Raw genomic sequence first — 17665 nt, 5'->3', positions numbered from 1 at the left:
CCGTTCGTGCTGAGCCTGTCGACGCCTTCCTGGGCCTACCTCAAGGATCACCAGACTCGCCACCACCAACCGTTCGGGCTGAGCTTGTCGAAGCCAACATCAAAGAGGTAGCCAAGTCTCATAATTCCGTTCGGGCTGAGCCTGTCGAAGCCTATTCAGACCCTTCGACAGAGCTCAGGACGGGCCCTTCGACAAGCTCAGGGCGAACGGTGGGGGTTGAGCAGGTGATTGCGGTGGGTAGCCCGATGGCCCAGCGCCGCGCCATCGCCAAGTCCATCACCCTGCTCGAATCCACCCGCGCCGACCACCGCGCACAGGCGGATGAGTTGCTGACCGCGCTGCTGCCGCACACCGGTAAATCCTTCCGCCTCGGCATTAGCGGCGTGCCGGGCGTGGGCAAGTCCACCTTCATCGAGGTGCTGGGCCTGTACCTGATAGGCCAGGGCCACCGCGTGGCAGTGCTGACCATCGACCCGTCCAGCACGGTATCTGGTGGCTCCATCCTGGGCGACAAGACGCGCATGGAACAACTGTCGGTGCACGAGCGCGCCTACATCCGCCCCAGCCCCAGCAGCGGCACCCTGGGCGGCGTGGCCGAGAAGACGCGTGAGGCCATGCTGGTCTGCGAGGCCGCGGGTTATGACGTAGTGATTGTGGAAACCGTGGGCGTGGGCCAGTCTGAGACGGCCGTGGCCGGCATGACGGACATGTTCGTGCTGATGCAGCTGCCCAACGCCGGTGACGACCTGCAGGCCATCAAAAAAGGCGTGGTTGAGCTGGCCGACTTGGTGCTGATCAATAAGGCCGACATCGACGCACTGGCAGCCCAGCGCGCCCAGCTGCAAATGACCTCGGCCATGCAGCTGCTGGGCTTGTTTGGCCCGCACGACGACGCCCACTGGCGGCCGCAGGCCCTGCTGCTGAGCGCACTGGGTGGCCAGGGCGTGGAGGCGTTCTGGGCCGCAGCCCTGCAGTTCCAAAAGCTGCAAACCGCCAACGGTAACTGGCAGACCCGGCGCCAGCAGCAGTCGCTGGCCTGGATGTGGGAGCGCATTGACGCGGGGCTGAAGCAGGCCTTTCGCCAGCACCCGCAGGTGCAGGCCCTGTTGCCGCAGCTGCAGGCCGAGGTGGCGGCAGGGCGGCTGCCCGCATCCACTGCAGCACGAAATCTATTGCTGGCGCAGCAAATATCTGCGTAGCTAGCTATCAAAAACGGAGCAACCATTCTTATGCAACACATCCTGGAACAGCTGGAAGCCAAGCGTGAACAAGCCCGCATGGGCGGCGGGCAAAAGCGTATAGACGCGCAACACAGCAAGGGCAAGCTCACAGCCCGCGAGCGGCTGGAGCTGCTGCTGGACGAAGGCACGTTCGAAGAATGGGACATGTTTGTCGAGCACCGCTGCGCCGACTTCGGCATGGCCGACAACAAGATTCCCGGCGACGGCGTGGTCACCGGCTACGGCATGATCAATGGCCGCCTGGTGTTCGTCTTCAGCCAGGACTTCACCGTGTTCGGCGGCGCTTTGAGCGAAGCCCATGCCGAAAAAATCTGCAAGATCATGGACCAGGCCATGAAGGTCGGCGCGCCCGTCATCGGCCTGAACGACTCGGGCGGCGCACGCATCCAGGAGGGCGTGGCTTCGCTCGGCGGCTATGCCGATGTGTTCCTGAAAAACGCCATGGCCAGCGGTGTGGTGCCGCAGATCAGCATGGTGATGGGTCCCTGCGCAGGTGGCGCGGTGTACAGCCCGGCCATGACCGACTTCATCTTCATGGTGAAGGACAGCAGCTATATGTTCGTCACCGGCCCCGAGGTGGTGAAGACCGTGACGCATGAGGAAGTGACAGCCGAGGAGCTGGGCGGCGCCATCACCCACACCACGCAAAGCGGCGTGGCCGACCTGGCGTTTGAGAACGACGTGGAGGCCCTGCTGATGCTGCGCCGCCTGTACAACTACCTGCCGCTGAACAACCGCGAAAAGGCCCCCCTGCGCCCCAGTGGCGACCGCGCCGACCGCATGGACTACAGCCTGGACACCCTGGTGCCAGACAACCCCAACAAGCCCTACGACATGAAGGAGCTGATCACCAAGACGGTGGACGACGGCGACTTCTTCGAGATCCAGCCCGAGTACGCGAAAAACATCCTCATTGGCTTCGCCCGTATGGAGGGCCAGACGGTCGGCATCGTGGCCAACCAGCCCCTGGTGCTGGCCGGTTGCCTGGACATCAAGAGCAGCATCAAGGCCGCGCGCTTCATCCGCTTCTGCGACGCCTTCAACATTCCGGTGATCACCTTCGTGGACGTGCCCGGCTTCATGCCCGGCACCAGCCAGGAGTTCGGCGGCATCATCAAGCACGGCGCCAAGCTGCTGTATGCCTACGCCGAATGCACCGTGCCCAAGGTCACCGTCATCACCCGCAAGGCCTATGGCGGCGCGTATGACGTGATGGCCTCCAAGCACCTGCGCGGCGACGTCAACTTCGCCTGGCCGCACGCCGAGATCGCCGTGATGGGCGCCAAGGGCGCGGTGGAAATCATCTTCCGCGACGACAAGGGCGACCCGGCCAAGCTGGCCGCCAAGGAAGCCGAGTACAAGGCCCGCTTCGCCAACCCCTTTGTGGCCGGCGCACGCGGCTATATCGACGACGTGATCCTGCCGCACGAGACCCGCAAGCGCATCTGTCGCAGCCTAGTCATGCTGGCCAGCAAGAAGATCGAAAACCCGTGGCGCAAGCACGGCAATATTCCGCTGTAAAGCCGGTCAGAAAGCCATGCCCAAAGCCGAGACTGCGGCCCAAGCCCGCGTGCTGACCGACATCCCCAATATCGGCGCCTCGATTGCGCAGGATCTGCGTGGTCTAGGGGTTCAGACACCAGCCGACGTGGCCGCCATGGACCCGCTGCAGGTGTACGAGGCCTTGCGCGGCCCCATGGGTCAGCGCCACGACCCCTGCGTGCTGGACACCTTCATGGCGGCCAAGAAATTCATGCAAGGCGGCCCGCGCCAGCCCTGGTGGGATTTCACCGCCGAACGCAAAGCCTTGCTGAAGAATAAAACTTAGGACTATTCCATGTTCAAAAAAATCCTGATCGCCAACCGCGGCGAAATCGCCTGCCGCGTCATCACCACCGCCCGCAAGATGGGCATCCAAACCGTGGCCGTGTATTCCGACGCCGACAAGGACGCCCGCCACGTGGATCTGGCCGACGAGGCCGTGCACATAGGCGCAGCACCCAGCCGCGAGAGCTATCTGCAGGCCGACAAGATCATCGCCGCCTGCAAGGCTACCGGCGCGCAGGCGGTGCACCCGGGCTATGGCTTCCTGAGCGAGAACGCCGAGTTTGCCAAGCGGGTGGAGGAGGAGGGCATTGTCTTCATCGGCCCCAAGCACCATTCGATAGCGGCCATGGGCGACAAGATTGCTTCCAAAAAGCTAGCGGCTGCCGCAGGTGTGAACTGCATCCCGGGCGTCAATGACGCCATAGAAACGGCCGAGCGCGCGGTGCAAATCGCCCAGGGCATAGGCTACCCGGTGATGATCAAGGCCAGCGCCGGCGGCGGCGGCAAGGGCCTGCGCGTGGCCTATAACGACAAGGAGGCGCTGGAGGGCTTTACCAGCTGCCGCAACGAGGCGCGCAACAGCTTTGGCGACGACCGCGTTTTCATCGAAAAGTTTGTCGAGGAACCCCGCCATATCGAGATCCAGCTGCTGGGCGATGCGCATGGCCATGTGATCTACCTGAACGAGCGCGAATGCTCCATCCAGCGCCGCCACCAGAAGGTGATTGAAGAGGCGCCCAGCCCCTTCATCAGCGACGCCACGCGCAAAGCCATGGGCGAGCAGGCCGTGGCCCTGGCCAAGGCCGTGCAGTACCAGAGCGCGGGCACGGTGGAGTTCGTGGTCGGCAAGGACCAGAGCTTTTACTTTCTGGAGATGAACACCCGCCTGCAGGTGGAGCACCCGGTGACCGAATGCATCACCGGCCTGGACCTGGTAGAGCTGATGATCCGCGTGGCGGCTGGCGAGAAGCTGCCGCTGGCGCAGGCCGACGTGCAGCGCAATGGCTGGGCAATAGAGTGCCGCATCAACGCTGAAGACCCGTTCCGCAACTTCCTGCCTAGCACCGGGCGCCTGGTGCGCTTTCAGCCGCCGAAGGAAACCATGTTCCAGGCGAACACGCAGGATTTGTACGGCGTGCGCGTGGACACCGGCGTGCAGGACGGCGGCGAGATCCCGATGTACTACGACTCCATGATCGCCAAGCTGATCGTGCACGGCACGGACCGGCTGGATGCGATTGCCAAGATGCGCGAGGCGCTGAACGGCTTTGTGATTCGCGGCGTGAGCAGCAATATCCCGTTCCAGGCGGCGCTGCTGGCCCACCCGAAGTTTGTGGCCGGCGACTTCAACACCGGTTTCATCGCCGAGCAATACGCCAGTGGCTTCCGTGCCGAGGACGTGCCGCATGCAGACCCCGACTTTCTGCTGGCCCTGGCCGCCTTTGTGCACCGCCGCTACCGCGACCGCGCCAGCGGCATCCACGGCCAGGTGGTCGGGCACGAGGTGGAGGTGGGCGAGGACTTTACTGTGGTGGCCCTGGGCGCCGGCGGGCATGCGGTGCACACCCAGGTGCGTGTGCAGGACTTTGAAGGAAAAACTGGCTCTAGCGCAGTATCTATAGGCGCAAGCAGCTATAAATTTTGTAGTAATGCTCGCCTGGGATCACCGCGCATCCACGGCACCTGCAACGGCCAGCCCTTCACGGCACAGGTCGAACGCGGCACCTTGCGCAACCCGCTGGCCCTGCGCATCGCGCACGATGGCCGCCAGCTGGATGCCCTGGTGCTGTCGCCGCGCGCCGCAGTTCTGCATGCCCTGATGCCTTACAAGGCGCCGCCGGATATGAGCCGGTTTGTGCTCTCGCCCATGCCGGGTTTGCTGGTGGATGTGGCGGTGCAGCCGGGCCAAAAAGTGCAGGCCGGCGAGCGCGTCGCTGTGATCGAAGCCATGAAGATGGAAAATGTGCTGTTTGCCGCCGCCGATGGCGTGGTGGAAGAGGTCCTGGCAGCTAAGGGAGAATCCCTGTCTGTAGACCAGCCCATTGTCCGATTTGAATAAGCAACACCTATGAATACTGCGACCCTTGAACAGCCGATCACTTTGCACCGTGCGGCTCCGAAACCCGTGGCGAATTCCGAAGAGCGCTGGCCCCTGGCCGAAGTCGAGGCGCTGTTCGAGCTGCCTTTCCTGGAGCTGATGCACCGCGCCCAAACCGTGCACCGCGAGAACTTCCCCGCCGGTGACGTACAGCTGTCGACCCTGCTGTCCATCAAGACCGGTGGCTGCCCGGAAGACTGCGGCTACTGCCCGCAGTCGGTGCACTACGACACCGGGACCCCGGCCACCAAGATGCTGGGCGTGGACGTGGTGGTGGCAGCCGCCAAGGCGGCCCAGGAGGCCGGTGCCACGCGCTTCTGCATGGGAGCTGCCTGGCGCAGCCCGAAGGACCGCGATGTGGACAACGTGGCCGAGCTGGTGAAAGCCGTGAAGGCTCTGGGCATGGAAACCTGCGCCACCCTGGGCATGCTGGAAGACGGCCACGCCGCCCAGCTGCGCGATGCCGGCCTGGACTACTACAACCACAACCTGGACACCTCGCCCGACTTCTACGGCGACATCATCGACACCCGCGTCTACCAGGACCGCCTGGACACGCTGGACCGCGTGCGCGGCGCTGGCGTGAAGGTCTGCAGCGGCGGCATCGTCGGCATGGGCGAGACCCGCGCCCAGCGCGCCGGCCTGGTGGCCCAGCTGGCGAATCTGGAGCCCAGCTACCCCGAATCGGTGCCGGTGAACAACCTGGTGCGCGTGGAGGGCACGCCGCTGGCCGATGCCCCCCCGCTGGACCCGCTGGAGTTTGTGCGCGTGATCGCCGTGGCCCGCATCACCATGCCGACCACCCGCGTGCGTCTTTCTGCCGGCCGCCAGCAGATGGGCGAGGCCGTGCAGGCCATGTGCTTCCTGGCCGGTGCGAATTCGATCTTCTACGGCGACAAGCTGCTGGTTACCGGCAACCCGGATGTGGAAGCCGACCGCCAACTGCTGGCCAAGCTGGGCTTGCCTACGTCGGGCATGCTGGCGGCTTAAACCGATGACCCGTCTCCTTCGACAGGCTCAGGATAGGCTCCTTCGACAGGCTCAGGACAGGCTCCTTCGACAGGCTCAGGACAGGCCATTCAAAGTCCTGGGCATCCAGCAAATCGCCATTGGCGGCCCCGACAAGCAGCGTCTGCGCACGCTGTGGGTGGACTTGCTGGGCCTGGAGGTCACTGGTAACTTCGTCAGCGAGCGCGAGAACGTAGACGAAGATATTTGCGCCCTCGGCAGTGGCCCGTTCAAGGTCGAGGTGGACCTGATGCAGCCTCTGGACGTAGACAAAAAGCCAGCGGTGCACACCACGCCGCTGAACCATGTGGGCCTGTGGGTGGACGACTTGCCGCTGGCCGTGGAGTGGTTGACGGCCCAGGGCGTGCGTTTTGCGCCAGGCGGCATCCGCAAAGGGGCTGCGGGCTTTGACATCTGCTTTGTGCACCCCAAGTCGAACGAGGCGTTCCCGGTGTCGGGCGAGGGCGTGCTGATTGAACTGGTGCAGGCGCCGCCCGAAGTGGTGGGGGCATTCGCGCGCTGGGCGCAGGTGCCGGCCTAAACTTTTCTGCTGGATTCGGCCGCGAATTCCTGGGCCATGCGGTATACCTCGGCCGACGCCATGCCGTCATCGTCGGCGAAATCGATGGCAATTTTCTGGAATTGCGCCTCGATGGCGCCGAAGGCCGTCACGATATCCGGGTCGAAATGGGAGCCACTGCCCCGGTGGATGATGCCGCTGGCCTCGGCATGGCTGAAGCCGGGCTTGTAGACGCGTTTGGAGATCAGTGCGTCGTACACATCTGCCAGCGCCATCAGCCGCGCGGAGATGGGTATGGCGTCGCCCCGCAGGCCCTGCGGGTAGCCCGAACCATCCCATTTCTCCTGGTGGCAGAGGGTGATTTCCTTGGCGTAGCGCAGGAATGCCGTGGCGTAGTCGGCGCCTTCTTCGGCCTTGACCAGCGCTGCGTGGCCCAGCGTGGTGTGGGTCTTCATGATCTCGAACTCGTTGAAGTCCAGCTTGCTTTCCTTGAGCAAAATGCGGTCGGGTATGCCGACTTTGCCGATGTCGTGCAGCGGCGCAGACTTGTACAGCGACTCGATGGCCGCATCGGTCAGTTCGTCGCTGAAGCGCGGGTGGGTCTGCAATTGCTGCGCTAGCGCTTTCACGTATTTCTGGGTGCGCCGCAAATGGTTGCCGGTCTCGTTGTCGCGGGTTTCGGCCAGCAGGGCGATGGCACGCACGGTAATGTCCTGGATGGCGGCAACTTCGCGGGTGCGTTTTTGCACCTCCAGCTCCAGGTAGCGGCTTTGGTTCTGCAGAAAGTCGCGGGCCCGTTTGAGCTCCAGGTGGTTGCGTACCCGGGACATGACGGTGGCGGGGCTGATGGGCTTGGTGATGTAGTCCACGGCCCCCAGGTCGAGGCCAATCTTCTCGTCCTCCGTGGCGCTCATCGCGGTGAGGAAGATGACCGGGATATTCGCGGTTGCTGCTTGTGCCTGCAGTTGGCGGAGGACCTCGTAGCCGTCCATGTCGGGCATCATGATGTCGAGCAGGATCAGGTCGGGTTTGTCATCCGCCTGGGCAATTTTCAGCGCGCGCTCGCCATTCGGCGCCAGTTTGACCCGGTACACGCTGCGCAGCAGGTTGCTCATCAATGACAGATTGTCTGGCGTGTCGTCTACCACCAGTACTGTCAGTCTGTCTGGCGCATCGGATGGATGGCTCATAGGATCTCCTCGTCGTTCGGTACGTGCATGGCTGGCACGTACGCTTTACTGCAGAGCGTGTGAAAGAGCGGGCCGGTCTATGCCGGTTCTGGCGGTGGCGGGCCTGGGCCTGGCTTGGGGGCTGCTGGACATACCCGGTGACCGCGAAGACTTTATTGGATCTTCAGGCCGCTGAGCTGCCAGGCCGAGCGGTTGTAATAGATTTCAGTGCGCAGCTCGGGCTTGGTGTCAAACGGGTAGACGATGAACAGTGGGCCTTTTTCGCGCACCGGCATAGGCTTGTCGTTCATCAAGCGGGCGACGATGGTGTCGAACTTGACGGCATTGTCAAACGGGATGTCGGTCTTGTAGTCGTTCAGTGCCGTAGCCACGATCTTGTTGCCCTTCGCACCCGCAGCGGCTAGTACATCGCGCAGCAAGGGACCGGTGAAGCTGACCGGCGTGGCATACCAGGGGGTTTGCACGGTGAAGGTTTTTTGCGGCAGTTTCTCCAGCATCTTCATGTCGAACTCCGCATTGGCGCCCACATTGGCCTGCGTGATGGTGCCGCTGATGGTCAGGATGACGCGCCCCTCCGGTTTGTCCAGGGCCATCACCGAGAACGTCCAGAAAGCACCCAGGGTGCAGGCCAAGATTCGGATGTTTCGCAGAGAGTTTTGCATGTACAGGCTCCTGGGCACGGCTGATCGATGTGGCATTTTGTAACGCCAATTGACTATAACAAGGCCGACTCCCGCGTTGTAGGCTTTTAGTTGCTATCGGCCCCGGGGCATGCTCCCCTTTGTGGATGGTGCGGTCAGCTGCCGCTGGGCTGGCGCCGGGCACGCGCACGCGCCAGAGCGGCGGCGATGGTGGCCTGCTTGGAGTCTGCAGCCGGGAGCGGGTCAGCTACTGTGGCGGGGGCGGCTACTTGGCTAGATTTTTCAGATGTTTTCTCGGCTTGGCGCATATCCTGATTGCGCCTGCTGCTATGGATTGAATAGCGAGCCTGGGCGTTAAGTGCCTCGGCGGCTGACCAGGCGTCCCAGCCGGTGCGCTCGCCACTGGCGTTCACTAGCTGGATGCAGTCCACAGGGCAGACGGGCAGGCACAGTTCGCAGCCGGTGCAATGCGCCTCGATGACGGTGTGCATGCGTTTGTTGCTGCCCAGAATGGCGTCTGTGGGGCAGGCGGCTAAGCACAACGTACAGCCTATGCACCAGCTTTCATCGACCACGGCGACAGCGCGGCTGGTTTCCACCCCAAAGGTGGGGTTCAGCGGTACGACCACCTGCCCAGTAATGCGTGCCAGCCGCGCAATGCCCTCGGCTCCGCCGGGTGGGCATTGGTTGATGGGGGCTTCCAGAGCGGCTATGGCCTGTGCATAGGATGCACAGTCCGGGTAGCCGCAACGCGTGCACTGGGTCTGGGGAAGCGCAGCGTTGATCTGCTCGGCCTGCAGCATGCGTGCCGAGGGGGGTGAAAGCACTGGCACCTGGACCTTACGCTGAATCAGGCTTTCTGGGCCGCAGGTTTGCGTGCCGTCGCCTTGCGGGCCACAGGTTCGGCGGCTGCCGGCTTCTCCGCCACAGTTGCTACTGGAGCTGGGCTGGCCAGTGCAGCGGGCGTCGCAGGTGTGGTGGTGCTGGGTGTCGAGGCGGCGGCAACCTGGCTGTGCGCCTTGATGAACGCCTTGACCTCGGGGTAGACCATTTCGCGCCAGCGGCGGCCACTGAAGATGCCGTAGTGGCCTGCGCCCTGGACTTCGTAGTGCTGCTGTTGGCTGGTGGGGATACCCGTGCACAGATCGTGGGCAGCACGGGTTTGGCCGGAGCCAGAGATGTCGTCCAATTCGCCTTCCACGGTGAGCAGGGCTGTCTGGCTGATGTCTTGCGGTTTCACCAGTTCGATCTTGCCGTCTATGCCGCGCACGTTCCAGGTGCCGTTGACCAGCTTGAAGTCCTGGAAAACGGTGGAGATGGTTTCCAGGTAGTAATTCGCGTCCATGTCCAGCACGGCGTTGTATTCGTCGTAGAACTTGCGGTGCACCTCGGCGCCCACATCGTCGCCCTTGATCAGGTCCTGGAAGTAGTCGTAATGGCTCTTGGCGTGGTGGTTCGGGTTCATGGCTACGAAGCCGGTGTGCTGCAGGAAACCCGGGTAGACCCTGCGGCCTGCGCCGGGGAAGCTGGACGGCACCTTGTAGATCACATTGCTTTCGAACCACTCGTAGCTCTTGTTCATGGCCAGGTTGTTCACCGCCGTGGGTGACTTGCGGGCGTCGATGGGGCCGCCCATCATGGTCATGGTCAGAGGGGTCAGGTCGCCGCGCGAGGCCATCAGCGACACGGCTGCCAGCACCGGCACGGTGGGCTGGCATACGCTCATGACATGGCAGTTGCCGTAAATACCTTGCAGGTGGCGAATGAACTCCTGCACATAGTTCACGTAGTCGTCCAGGTGAAACTCACCTTCGGACAAGGGCACCAGGCGGGCATTCTTCCAGTCGGTGATGTAGACCTTGTGGTCTTTCAGCATGGTTTTGACAGTGTCGCGCAGCAGCGTAGCGTAGTGGCCCGACAGCGGGGCCACGATCAGCACGGCGGGCTGGCCCTTGAGCTGGGTCAGGGTGTGTATGTCGTCAGTGAAGCGCTTGAAACGGCGCAGTTCGCAGAAGGGCTTGTCGATTTCCACACGCTCGTGGATGGCGATATTGGTGCCATCTACCTCGATGGTTTGCAAGCCGAATGTGGGCTTCTCATAGTCCTTGCCCAGGCGGTAGAGCAGGTCATAGCCGGCAGACACGCGCTGCGACAGGCTGGTTTTCCCGAGGGGGGACATGGGGGTGCTGTAAAGCTTGGAAGCTGCTTGCGCAAAATCTGCAAACGGCTCCATCAACGCGCGCTGGGTTTCGTAGATTTGGTAGAGCATGGTGGTTTCAGCAGGGGGAAAGTATTGTTGCAGTGCAATATAGCAGTTGCTTGTTCTTTTAAGTGGAGAGGAAACACCAATACGCGCGTTCACGGCAGCGTTACGGCGAACACCTACACTTGGGCCTCGCGAATCGGACAGGGGCTCCGAGGGCTTGAATAATATAGTTTTTATGAATAACGAACCGGCTGCGGCGCAGGCATCTTCTTCAACCCGTTCCTTGCGCCCGCGCATGAGCGTGGTGGTGCCCGCCTATAACGAGGCGTCCAACCTGCCTGCCATGCTGACTGGGCTAACGCACGCATTGCGCCAGTTGACAGACGAATGGGAGGTGCTGGTGGTGGACGATGGCAGCCGGGACGCCACGCCCTTGGCCATGTTGCCCTGGGTCAGTGCATCCGGCGTGCGGTATCTGCGCCTGAGCCGCAATTTCGGCAAGGAATGTGCACTTACCGCCGGTATTGAACACGCCCAGGGCGATGTAGTGGTCTGCATGGATGCCGATTTGCAGCACCCGGTAGACATGCTGGGCCCCATGCTGCATGCCTGGCGCGAAGGCGTTGACATGGTGTGTGCTGCACGTTCGTCGCGCGCTGACGAAACCGTGGCCAAGCGCCTCGGGACCTGGTTGTTCTACCGGCTGATCAACACCAATTCTTCGGTGCACATACCTGTGGACGCCGGGGATTTCCGGCTGATGGACCGCCGCGTGGTAGATGCCCTGAAGTCCTTGCCTGAGCGCAACCGCTTCATGAAGGGCCTGTTTGCCTGGGTGGGTTTTCGCACGCAGATACTGCCCTACACGCCGCACGAACGGGCTTCCGGGCAGAGCAGCTTCTCGCTCAAGCGACTGGCCCGGCTGGCATTTACCGGTGTCACCACCTTTACCAATTTTCCGCTGCGCTTATGGAGTGCGTTGGGCTCTTTGATCGCGTTGGGCGCCTTGTTGTTTGGTTGCTGGATCGTGATGGAGCACTATATCGATTCCGAGGCCGTGCCCGGCTGGGCCACCTTGGCGACCAGCATGATGTTTTTCAGCGGCGTGCAGCTGCTGTCCATCGGCATACTGGGCGAATACGTGGGGCGGATTTTTGACGAGGTGAAACACCGGCCCATCTACATCGTGGCGTCTGAGCAAGGGCGCAGCACGTTTACCGATGGTGCGGATGAAGGGCAGGCCGGGTGACGCGTGTTTTGGCCATCTGCGCCGATGATTTTGGTCTGACGCCAGGTATTTCGGAAGGGATTGCGCAGCTGGCCCAGGCCGGCCGCATCAATCTGGTGTCTTGCATGCCCCAGGCGCCGGGTTGGCAAGCTTCTTTGCCATTGCTGGCGGCCATGCCAGCCGCCGTGCAGCGCGGACTGCATTTCAACCTGACGGAGGGCCAACCCCTGAGCCCTGAGCTGCGCCGCCATTGGCCGCGCTTCCTGGCTTTGCCGAAGCTGATTCTGGCTGCGCACCTGCGGCAACTGCCGATGGCTGCGATTGCCCTGGAGTTGCGGGCGCAGTGGCAGGCGTTTGCCGATGCAACTGGCGCTGCTCCGCATTTCGTAGATGGCCACCAGCACGTACACCATTTGCCCGGTGTGAGGCAGGAGCTGCTGGCGCTGGTCACGTCGCTATCGCCCATGCCGGCCGTGCGCGCCACTGGCCGCCTACTAGGGCCGGGCGAAGGGCTGAAACGTTGGCTTATCCAGGCAACCGGTGGCCGTGCGCTGCAAAGCGCGCTGGCCCGCCAGGGCATACGCCACAACCCTTGTTTGACCGGGGCTTACGACTTCATCGATCCCGACTACGCCCGGCGCATGCGGGCCTGGCTGGCAGCCCTGCCCGCACAGGGCGGCTTGCTGTTTTGCCACCCTGGCGTGGAAGGCCCAGCGCACACTGTGGTGGACCCGATTGCTCCGGCAAGGCTGCGCGAATGGGCGTACTTGCGCAGCGAGGCTTTTGCGCAGGATCTGCGCAGCGCGGACGTGGTGTTGGGGACGATTTAAGGGCAGCCGGTTTTTTCCAGCCGCAGCAGCTGCGCGTTGGCACCAGTGAAGACCGGGCTGGCAGTGCCCAACTCTGCCGGCAGACTGTAGTTTTTCTCGGCGACCAACCAGGTTGTGCCGGGGCTGCAGCGTAGCGTGGCCAGGCGATCCGGCGTCCACAGCACTTTTGCGGCCTGGGCCGTGTCGAAGCGGGCGGCGTCGGCAAACTCTTTGCGCCAGTTGTCGTGCTGGGAAATATCCGCATCGCTCCAGGTGCTCAGCACGATGGCGGGTTGGCGCAAATGGGCATAGAACGGCACGTCGTAAAACGCGTCGTTGACGAACACCACATGGTCTTCGGCTTGCTGCACGCGGGCCAGTTCTTGGGCCGCGTCCCGGTGCGAGCCCGGCGCCTTGCAGGCCAGGCCCAGCACCACAGCCACGCACAGTGCTGCGCTGGTGGGTATCAGCCAACGCCAGGCGCGGCCACGCGCAACTGTCACGGCCAGCAGCGCGCACCAAGGTGCCAGCGCAGGCAGGATGTAGCCCACCAGCTTGCTGCTGGGCAGCGAGAAGAATCCGACGATGGCCAGCACCCACCACACCATCAGGCTGGTCAGCCCCTTGAGTGGCTGGGCTTGTGCGTCAGGACTGGGTTGCAACTGGCTGCGCAAGTACAAGCTCCACGGCAGGGTCAGCAGCGGCAACACGGCGATATAGAACCAGAAGGGGTGGACGTTGTTGAACGTGGCCTGGGCGAAGCGGCGGAAATGCTGCTCTATGAAGAAGTAGTCGTAAAACCCCGGGAAGCGTTGCTGCATCCACAGAAACCAGGGTGCAGCCACCAGGCCGAACGCCAGCAAGCCCAGCGGATGCAGCATGCCGATGATCTGCCGCCAACGGCCCTGTGCCAGCAGCCAGGGGCCGAGCACCAGTGCGGGCAGCACGAAGCCGATCAGGCCCTTGGCCAACATCGCCAGTGCGCAGGCCAGCCAGCCAGCGACCAGCCAGGCCAGGTCTATCTTGGGCAGCTCCAGCGCGCGTACAAAGCACAGCACGGCCACCGTCAGCATGCCGGCCACCAGCATGTCCAGATTGGCATATTGGCTGCCTACATAGAAGAATGGGCAGGTGGCCAGTATGCCCAGTGCAATGAGTGCAAACCGCAGGCCGACCCAGCGGCGCAGCGCCAGGAACAGCGATGCGCCCATCAGCCAGGCGCCTACGAAGGCGCCAAAACGCGCGGCAAAGGCGCTGACCCCAAATACCTGAAAAGCTGCCATGTCCAGCCAGTACATCAGCGGCGGCTTGTGGAAGAAGGGCAGGCCGTTCAGCGTGGGCACCAGGCCGTCGCCCAGCAACATCTCGCGCGCCACATTGCCGTAGCGTCCTTCGTCGGGCAGCAGCAGTGGGCGCACGCCCAGAGTCGCCAGCAGCCACAGCGCGAGCAACAGCAGGACCAGGGCTGGGTTGTTCAGCCGGCGGGATAAAGACGTGGTGGAATGTGTATTCACAGAAGCCCGGATGCAATATTGATGGTCAGTGCCACCAGGGTGGTGTTGAAGAAGAAGGCCAGCACGCAGTGCAGCAGGCCGGTACGCCGCATGGCCGAGGTGGTAAAGCTGACGTCGGCGGTCTGTCCTGAGGTGCCGATGATGCAGGCGAAATACAGAAAATCGCCATAGTCCGGCTTGTCCGTGCCGGGGAACGACAGGCCTACGGGCTTGCAGCGCACCTGCGCCGCATAGAAGTCATGGGCATAGTGCAGGGCAAACATCACGTGGGTAAAGGCCCAGGATGTAGCGATGGTCAGGGCAGCCAGGCCGATATGGGTATAGCGCAGCCAGCCTTGCAGGTCTTTCACCACCCCCAGTTGGGCAATGATGGCGCCTAGCGTAGCCAGCGCAGCCAGCACCACCAGGGCCAGTATCGTGCCGCGGCCTTCGTCCTGTTGCAGCGCGCGGCTACGCATCTTGTCGTGGTCGGAATAGAAGATCATGCGTGCTGCCAATGCCAGGTAGATCAGAGCAAAGGTGTTCCAGCCCAGTATCAAGCGGGTAGCGGTTTTAAAGTCCGGCGAATAGGCCAGGACCAGGACGACCAGTATGCCCACCAAAGCCGAGGAAAACAGGCGCGGGCGGCTGCGGATGAGCCGGAGTAGAGAGAAGCGTCGTCGGGGTAGGTTGGAGCTCATAGGGCCATAAACAGGGGCGTCAGCAGCGCCAGATGCGCAGTGGCACGGGCTGGCGTATCCGATCGGATAGGACTTGCGTACGATACCATCACCCCACTTCAACACGGACGGCGGCGGACCAGGATGGACTCCCAACAGCAGCTTTTGGCCGGCGCGAGCGCAGAGCCTCGCACTCTGCGCTTTCGCGCACGTTATGCGCTGCTGGCCCTGGCCAGTGGTGGTGCCGGCCTGGCGCTGGCCCTGCACTACCCAGTGTTGCCTTCTGTGGCGCTCGCACTGTTTGCGTTGGCCTGCGCGGTTTTCTACCGCTGGCCCGATACCTGGCTACTGGCGATACCGGGTTTGCTGCCATTGATTGGCTTTGCACCCTGGACGGGCTGGCTGACCTTTGAAGAGCTGGACATGCTGGTGCTGGCGGCGGCCGCAGGAGGGTACGCCCGGCGCACTCTATACCCATTGACGGCAGAGCACAGGCGGGGCAGCGGCCAGCACGCGTCTGGGGGCGTATGGCTGCTAGTACTGCTGTTCGGCATTTCAATTCTGGTATCCATGGTCCGGGGTTTTGACAACGCCGGTGGCTTTAGTTTTGGCTGGTACCAGGGCTACCACGAGTCCATGAATAGCCTGCGTCTGGCGAAAAGCTTCTTTTTGGCCTTGCTGGTGTTTCCGCTGTGGCGGGCCGCTGTGGTGCGCCGGGGCGAGCAGGCCAGCCGCTGGCTGGCAGCGGGCTTGGCTCTGGGCCTGGCCGCCGCGTCCTGGGCGACGATGTGGGAGCGCTCCGCCTTTGTGGATCTGTTCAATTTTTCTTCCGATTACCGGACTACCGCCCTGTTTTGGGAGATGCATGTGGGCGGCGCGGCTTTGGACGGCTTTCTGGCCCTGACGCTGCCATTCGTGGTGCGTGAACTGCTGGTGGCCCGCTCGCTGCGCCGCTGGAGTGCTTTTGCGCTGTGTCTGGGCATGGGGGCCTATGCCTGCCTAACTACTTTCTCGCGCGGGGTCTACCTGGCTCTGCCCATAGCGGTCGGCGTGACGGGGGCTTTGTATTTGTTGGCCAACCGGCGCAGGGTGGCGCAGGCGGGGGCATCGGTTGCAAAGCCGGCATCTGCGAGGCTGTTGTCGGCGCTTGCCTTGTTGGTCATATTCAGCCTGGGCGTGTGGTGGACCTTTCCGTCCAGCGGCTACCGTGGATTGGCCTGTTTGCTGGGCGCCATGGGCTTGTTGATGCCCTTGGCTAGCCAGCTGCGACGTTTCACGCAGGCGGATTGGATCGTCGGCCTGGTGGCCGGTGGTTTGCTGTGTGCAGCCTGGTGGGGCATTGCATTGGCGCTGGACAAGGGGGCGTACCTGGTCTATGCGGTCAGTGCCTTGTTGACGGCTGGCCTGCTGCTAGCCAGCAGTCGTAGCGCCGCGCCAGCGGGACATAGGCAGCCTACGGGGTTGGCGGCGCAATTGGCGTTTGCCAGCTATCTGGGGCTGTTGATGGGCATGGGTCTGGTGGCTGAGCATTGGGGCTATGGCCGGGGGCTGGAGGCCACATTGCCGGTGTTGCTGGTGCTAGTGTTGCTGGCATTTGCGGCAGGTGCGGCGCCTGTCAGCCTGTGGCCCGATCGCCTGCGCTGGCATGCCACGACGGGGGCCGCCATGCTGTTGGTGGGGGGCATCGTGGGTATCTTTGGTGGCGGTGCCTACATGGGGGACCGTTTCTCAACCAGCAGCAGCGATCTGGATACCCGTTTGGCGCACTGGAGCGAAGGCTGGCAGATGTTGGATGCGCCGCTGGACCCGGTGCTGGGCAAGGGCCTGGGCCGTTATCCGTCCAGCTACTTTTTTGCCCGTTCCTCGATAGAGCACCCTGGCGACTATCGCCTGTCCAGCCAGGCTGGCAACAACTACTTGGTGCTGGCCGGCGGCAAGCAGCAATACATGGGTTGGGGCGAGATACTGCGCGTTTCGCAGCGCATTCTGCCGCCCAAGGGGCCGGTCACAGTCAGCCTGTCGGTACGCGTTACCAAACCGGTGAATGTGCACCTGGAGGTGTGCGAGAAGCACCTGCTGTACAGCGCTGGCTGCCTGCTGGGCGGCGTGTATGTCGAGCCCAAGACCACCGACTGGCAAAGCTTCGAGGTGCCGCTCAAGGGCGGCGAGCTGTCCAGTGGCGCCTGGTTTGCGCCGCGGATTGTGTCGTTCTCGGTTGCTACCGACAGCGTGTTGGGGCTGGTGGACGTAGACAACATCCAGCTCAATAGCGCGGACGGTCGTCAGCTTCTGGACAACGGAGATTTTTCGCAAGACCTGCAGCGCTGGTTCTTTTCCAGCGACCGCAACCACTTGCCCTGGCACATCAAGAACGTGTTTATGAACGAGCTGTTTGACCAGGGCGGTGTGGGCTTGGCGCTGTTTGTTGCCATGGGCCTGGCGGCGCTGTGGCGTGTCACCCTGGGGCGGGCCAAGGACCACCCGCTGGCTCCCGGCATTGCTGGCGGCCTAGTCGGGTTTGTGGTCGTTGGCCTGTTCGATAGCTTGTTGGATGTGCCCCGCCTGGCCTTTGCGTTTTACCTGGTGCTTTTGCTGGGCATGACGCTGCGCCATACCCGTCCGCCCGTGGCGGCCAAGCCCAGTCGTAACGCGGCGCTGTGATGGGTTCGGGTAACGACATGCGAAATGTAATAATTTGTATTTCATATTCGGCATGTTTGTCAT

At 62.9% G+C, this 17665-nt stretch carries 15 protein-coding genes; 9 read left to right on the top strand and 6 right to left on the bottom strand.

Features of this window, described 5'->3' with window-relative positions; genetic code table 11:
- Positions 1–245: 245 nt before the first annotated feature.
- From meaB to AC4BBN_RS22330, 6 genes are read left to right on the top strand one after another with little or no spacing between them, the layout of a single operon-like run.
- The gene (gene meaB / locus AC4BBN_RS22355) at positions 246–1199 is read left to right on the top strand and encodes a methylmalonyl Co-A mutase-associated GTPase MeaB (RefSeq protein ID WP_490594243.1); all 954 of its coding nucleotides are present in this window, start codon (positions 246–248) and stop codon (positions 1197–1199) included.
- A gap of 30 nt (positions 1200–1229) precedes the next feature.
- Positions 1230–2762, top strand: a complete 1533-nt coding sequence (locus AC4BBN_RS22350) for an acyl-CoA carboxylase subunit beta (RefSeq protein WP_490594241.1) — start codon at positions 1230–1232, stop codon at positions 2760–2762.
- Positions 2763–2778: 16 nt separating this feature from the next.
- Positions 2779–3069 (top strand): helix-hairpin-helix domain-containing protein, encoded by a 291-nt coding sequence (locus tag AC4BBN_RS22345; protein WP_490594240.1) that lies wholly within the window; start codon positions 2779–2781, stop codon positions 3067–3069.
- Positions 3070–3078: 9 nt separating this feature from the next.
- Positions 3079–5127, top strand: a complete 2049-nt coding sequence (locus AC4BBN_RS22340; protein WP_490594239.1) for an acetyl-CoA carboxylase biotin carboxylase subunit — start codon at positions 3079–3081, stop codon at positions 5125–5127.
- Between the two features lie 9 nt (positions 5128–5136).
- Positions 5137–6156: a biotin synthase BioB gene (bioB, locus tag AC4BBN_RS22335; protein ID WP_490594238.1), complete on the top strand. Its 1020-nt coding sequence runs from the start codon at positions 5137–5139 to the stop codon at positions 6154–6156.
- Positions 6157–6160: 4 nt separating this feature from the next.
- On the top strand, positions 6161–6715 hold the full coding sequence (locus tag AC4BBN_RS22330) for a VOC family protein (RefSeq protein WP_490594237.1): 555 nt from the start codon (positions 6161–6163) through the stop codon (positions 6713–6715).
- On the opposite strand, the gene AC4BBN_RS22325 is transcribed toward AC4BBN_RS22330, so the two are convergent.
- The 4 genes from AC4BBN_RS22325 to AC4BBN_RS22310 all read right to left on the bottom strand — a co-directional run bounded on the left by AC4BBN_RS22325 (position 6712) and on the right by AC4BBN_RS22310 (position 10794).
- On the bottom strand, positions 6712–7884 hold the full coding sequence (locus AC4BBN_RS22325) for a response regulator (RefSeq protein ID WP_490594236.1): 1173 nt from the start codon (positions 7882–7884) through the stop codon (positions 6712–6714). The two genes, AC4BBN_RS22330 and AC4BBN_RS22325, sit on opposite strands and share 4 nt — an antisense overlap.
- Positions 7885–8036: 152 nt before the next feature.
- On the bottom strand, positions 8037–8546 hold the full coding sequence (locus tag AC4BBN_RS22320; RefSeq protein WP_490594235.1) for a putative pterin-binding protein: 510 nt from the start codon (positions 8544–8546) through the stop codon (positions 8037–8039).
- Positions 8547–8680: 134 nt separating this feature from the next.
- Positions 8681–9328, bottom strand: a complete 648-nt coding sequence (locus AC4BBN_RS22315) for an RnfABCDGE type electron transport complex subunit B (protein WP_490594242.1) — start codon at positions 9326–9328, stop codon at positions 8681–8683.
- Positions 9329–9375: 47 nt separating this feature from the next.
- Positions 9376–10794: a polyhydroxyalkanoate depolymerase gene (locus AC4BBN_RS22310; protein WP_490594234.1), complete on the bottom strand. Its 1419-nt coding sequence runs from the start codon at positions 10792–10794 to the stop codon at positions 9376–9378.
- 172 nt (positions 10795–10966) lie between these two features.
- Between AC4BBN_RS22310 and AC4BBN_RS22305 the strand changes: the two genes are divergently transcribed.
- Positions 10967–11980 (top strand): glycosyltransferase family 2 protein, encoded by a 1014-nt coding sequence (locus tag AC4BBN_RS22305; protein WP_490594233.1) that lies wholly within the window; start codon positions 10967–10969, stop codon positions 11978–11980.
- On the top strand, positions 11977–12789 hold the full coding sequence (locus AC4BBN_RS22300; protein ID WP_490594232.1) for a ChbG/HpnK family deacetylase: 813 nt from the start codon (positions 11977–11979) through the stop codon (positions 12787–12789). Before AC4BBN_RS22305 ends, AC4BBN_RS22300 begins: the two co-directional genes overlap by 4 nt.
- Here the strand turns inward: AC4BBN_RS22300 and AC4BBN_RS22295 are convergent.
- Together AC4BBN_RS22295 and AC4BBN_RS22290 are read right to left on the bottom strand one after the other, a co-directional pair.
- The gene (locus tag AC4BBN_RS22295; protein WP_490594231.1) at positions 12786–14282 is read right to left on the bottom strand and encodes a phospholipid carrier-dependent glycosyltransferase; all 1497 of its coding nucleotides are present in this window, start codon (positions 14280–14282) and stop codon (positions 12786–12788) included. The two genes, AC4BBN_RS22300 and AC4BBN_RS22295, sit on opposite strands and share 4 nt — an antisense overlap.
- The gene (locus AC4BBN_RS22290; protein WP_490594230.1) at positions 14279–14962 is read right to left on the bottom strand and encodes a DUF1345 domain-containing protein; all 684 of its coding nucleotides are present in this window, start codon (positions 14960–14962) and stop codon (positions 14279–14281) included. The genes AC4BBN_RS22295 and AC4BBN_RS22290 overlap by 4 nt, the downstream gene beginning before the upstream one ends.
- Before the next feature lie 123 nt (positions 14963–15085).
- Here AC4BBN_RS22290 and AC4BBN_RS22285 point away from each other — a divergent pair, with 123 nt between their 5' ends.
- Positions 15086–17602, top strand: a complete 2517-nt coding sequence (locus AC4BBN_RS22285; RefSeq protein ID WP_490594229.1) for a hypothetical protein — start codon at positions 15086–15088, stop codon at positions 17600–17602.
- Positions 17603–17665: the final 63 nt, after the last annotated feature.

The organism is Rhodoferax sp. SPJ21, from assembly GCF_058216335.1.
Note: the sequence above shows the minus strand (reverse complement) of the source record. Positions and strands in the feature narration are given on the sequence as shown.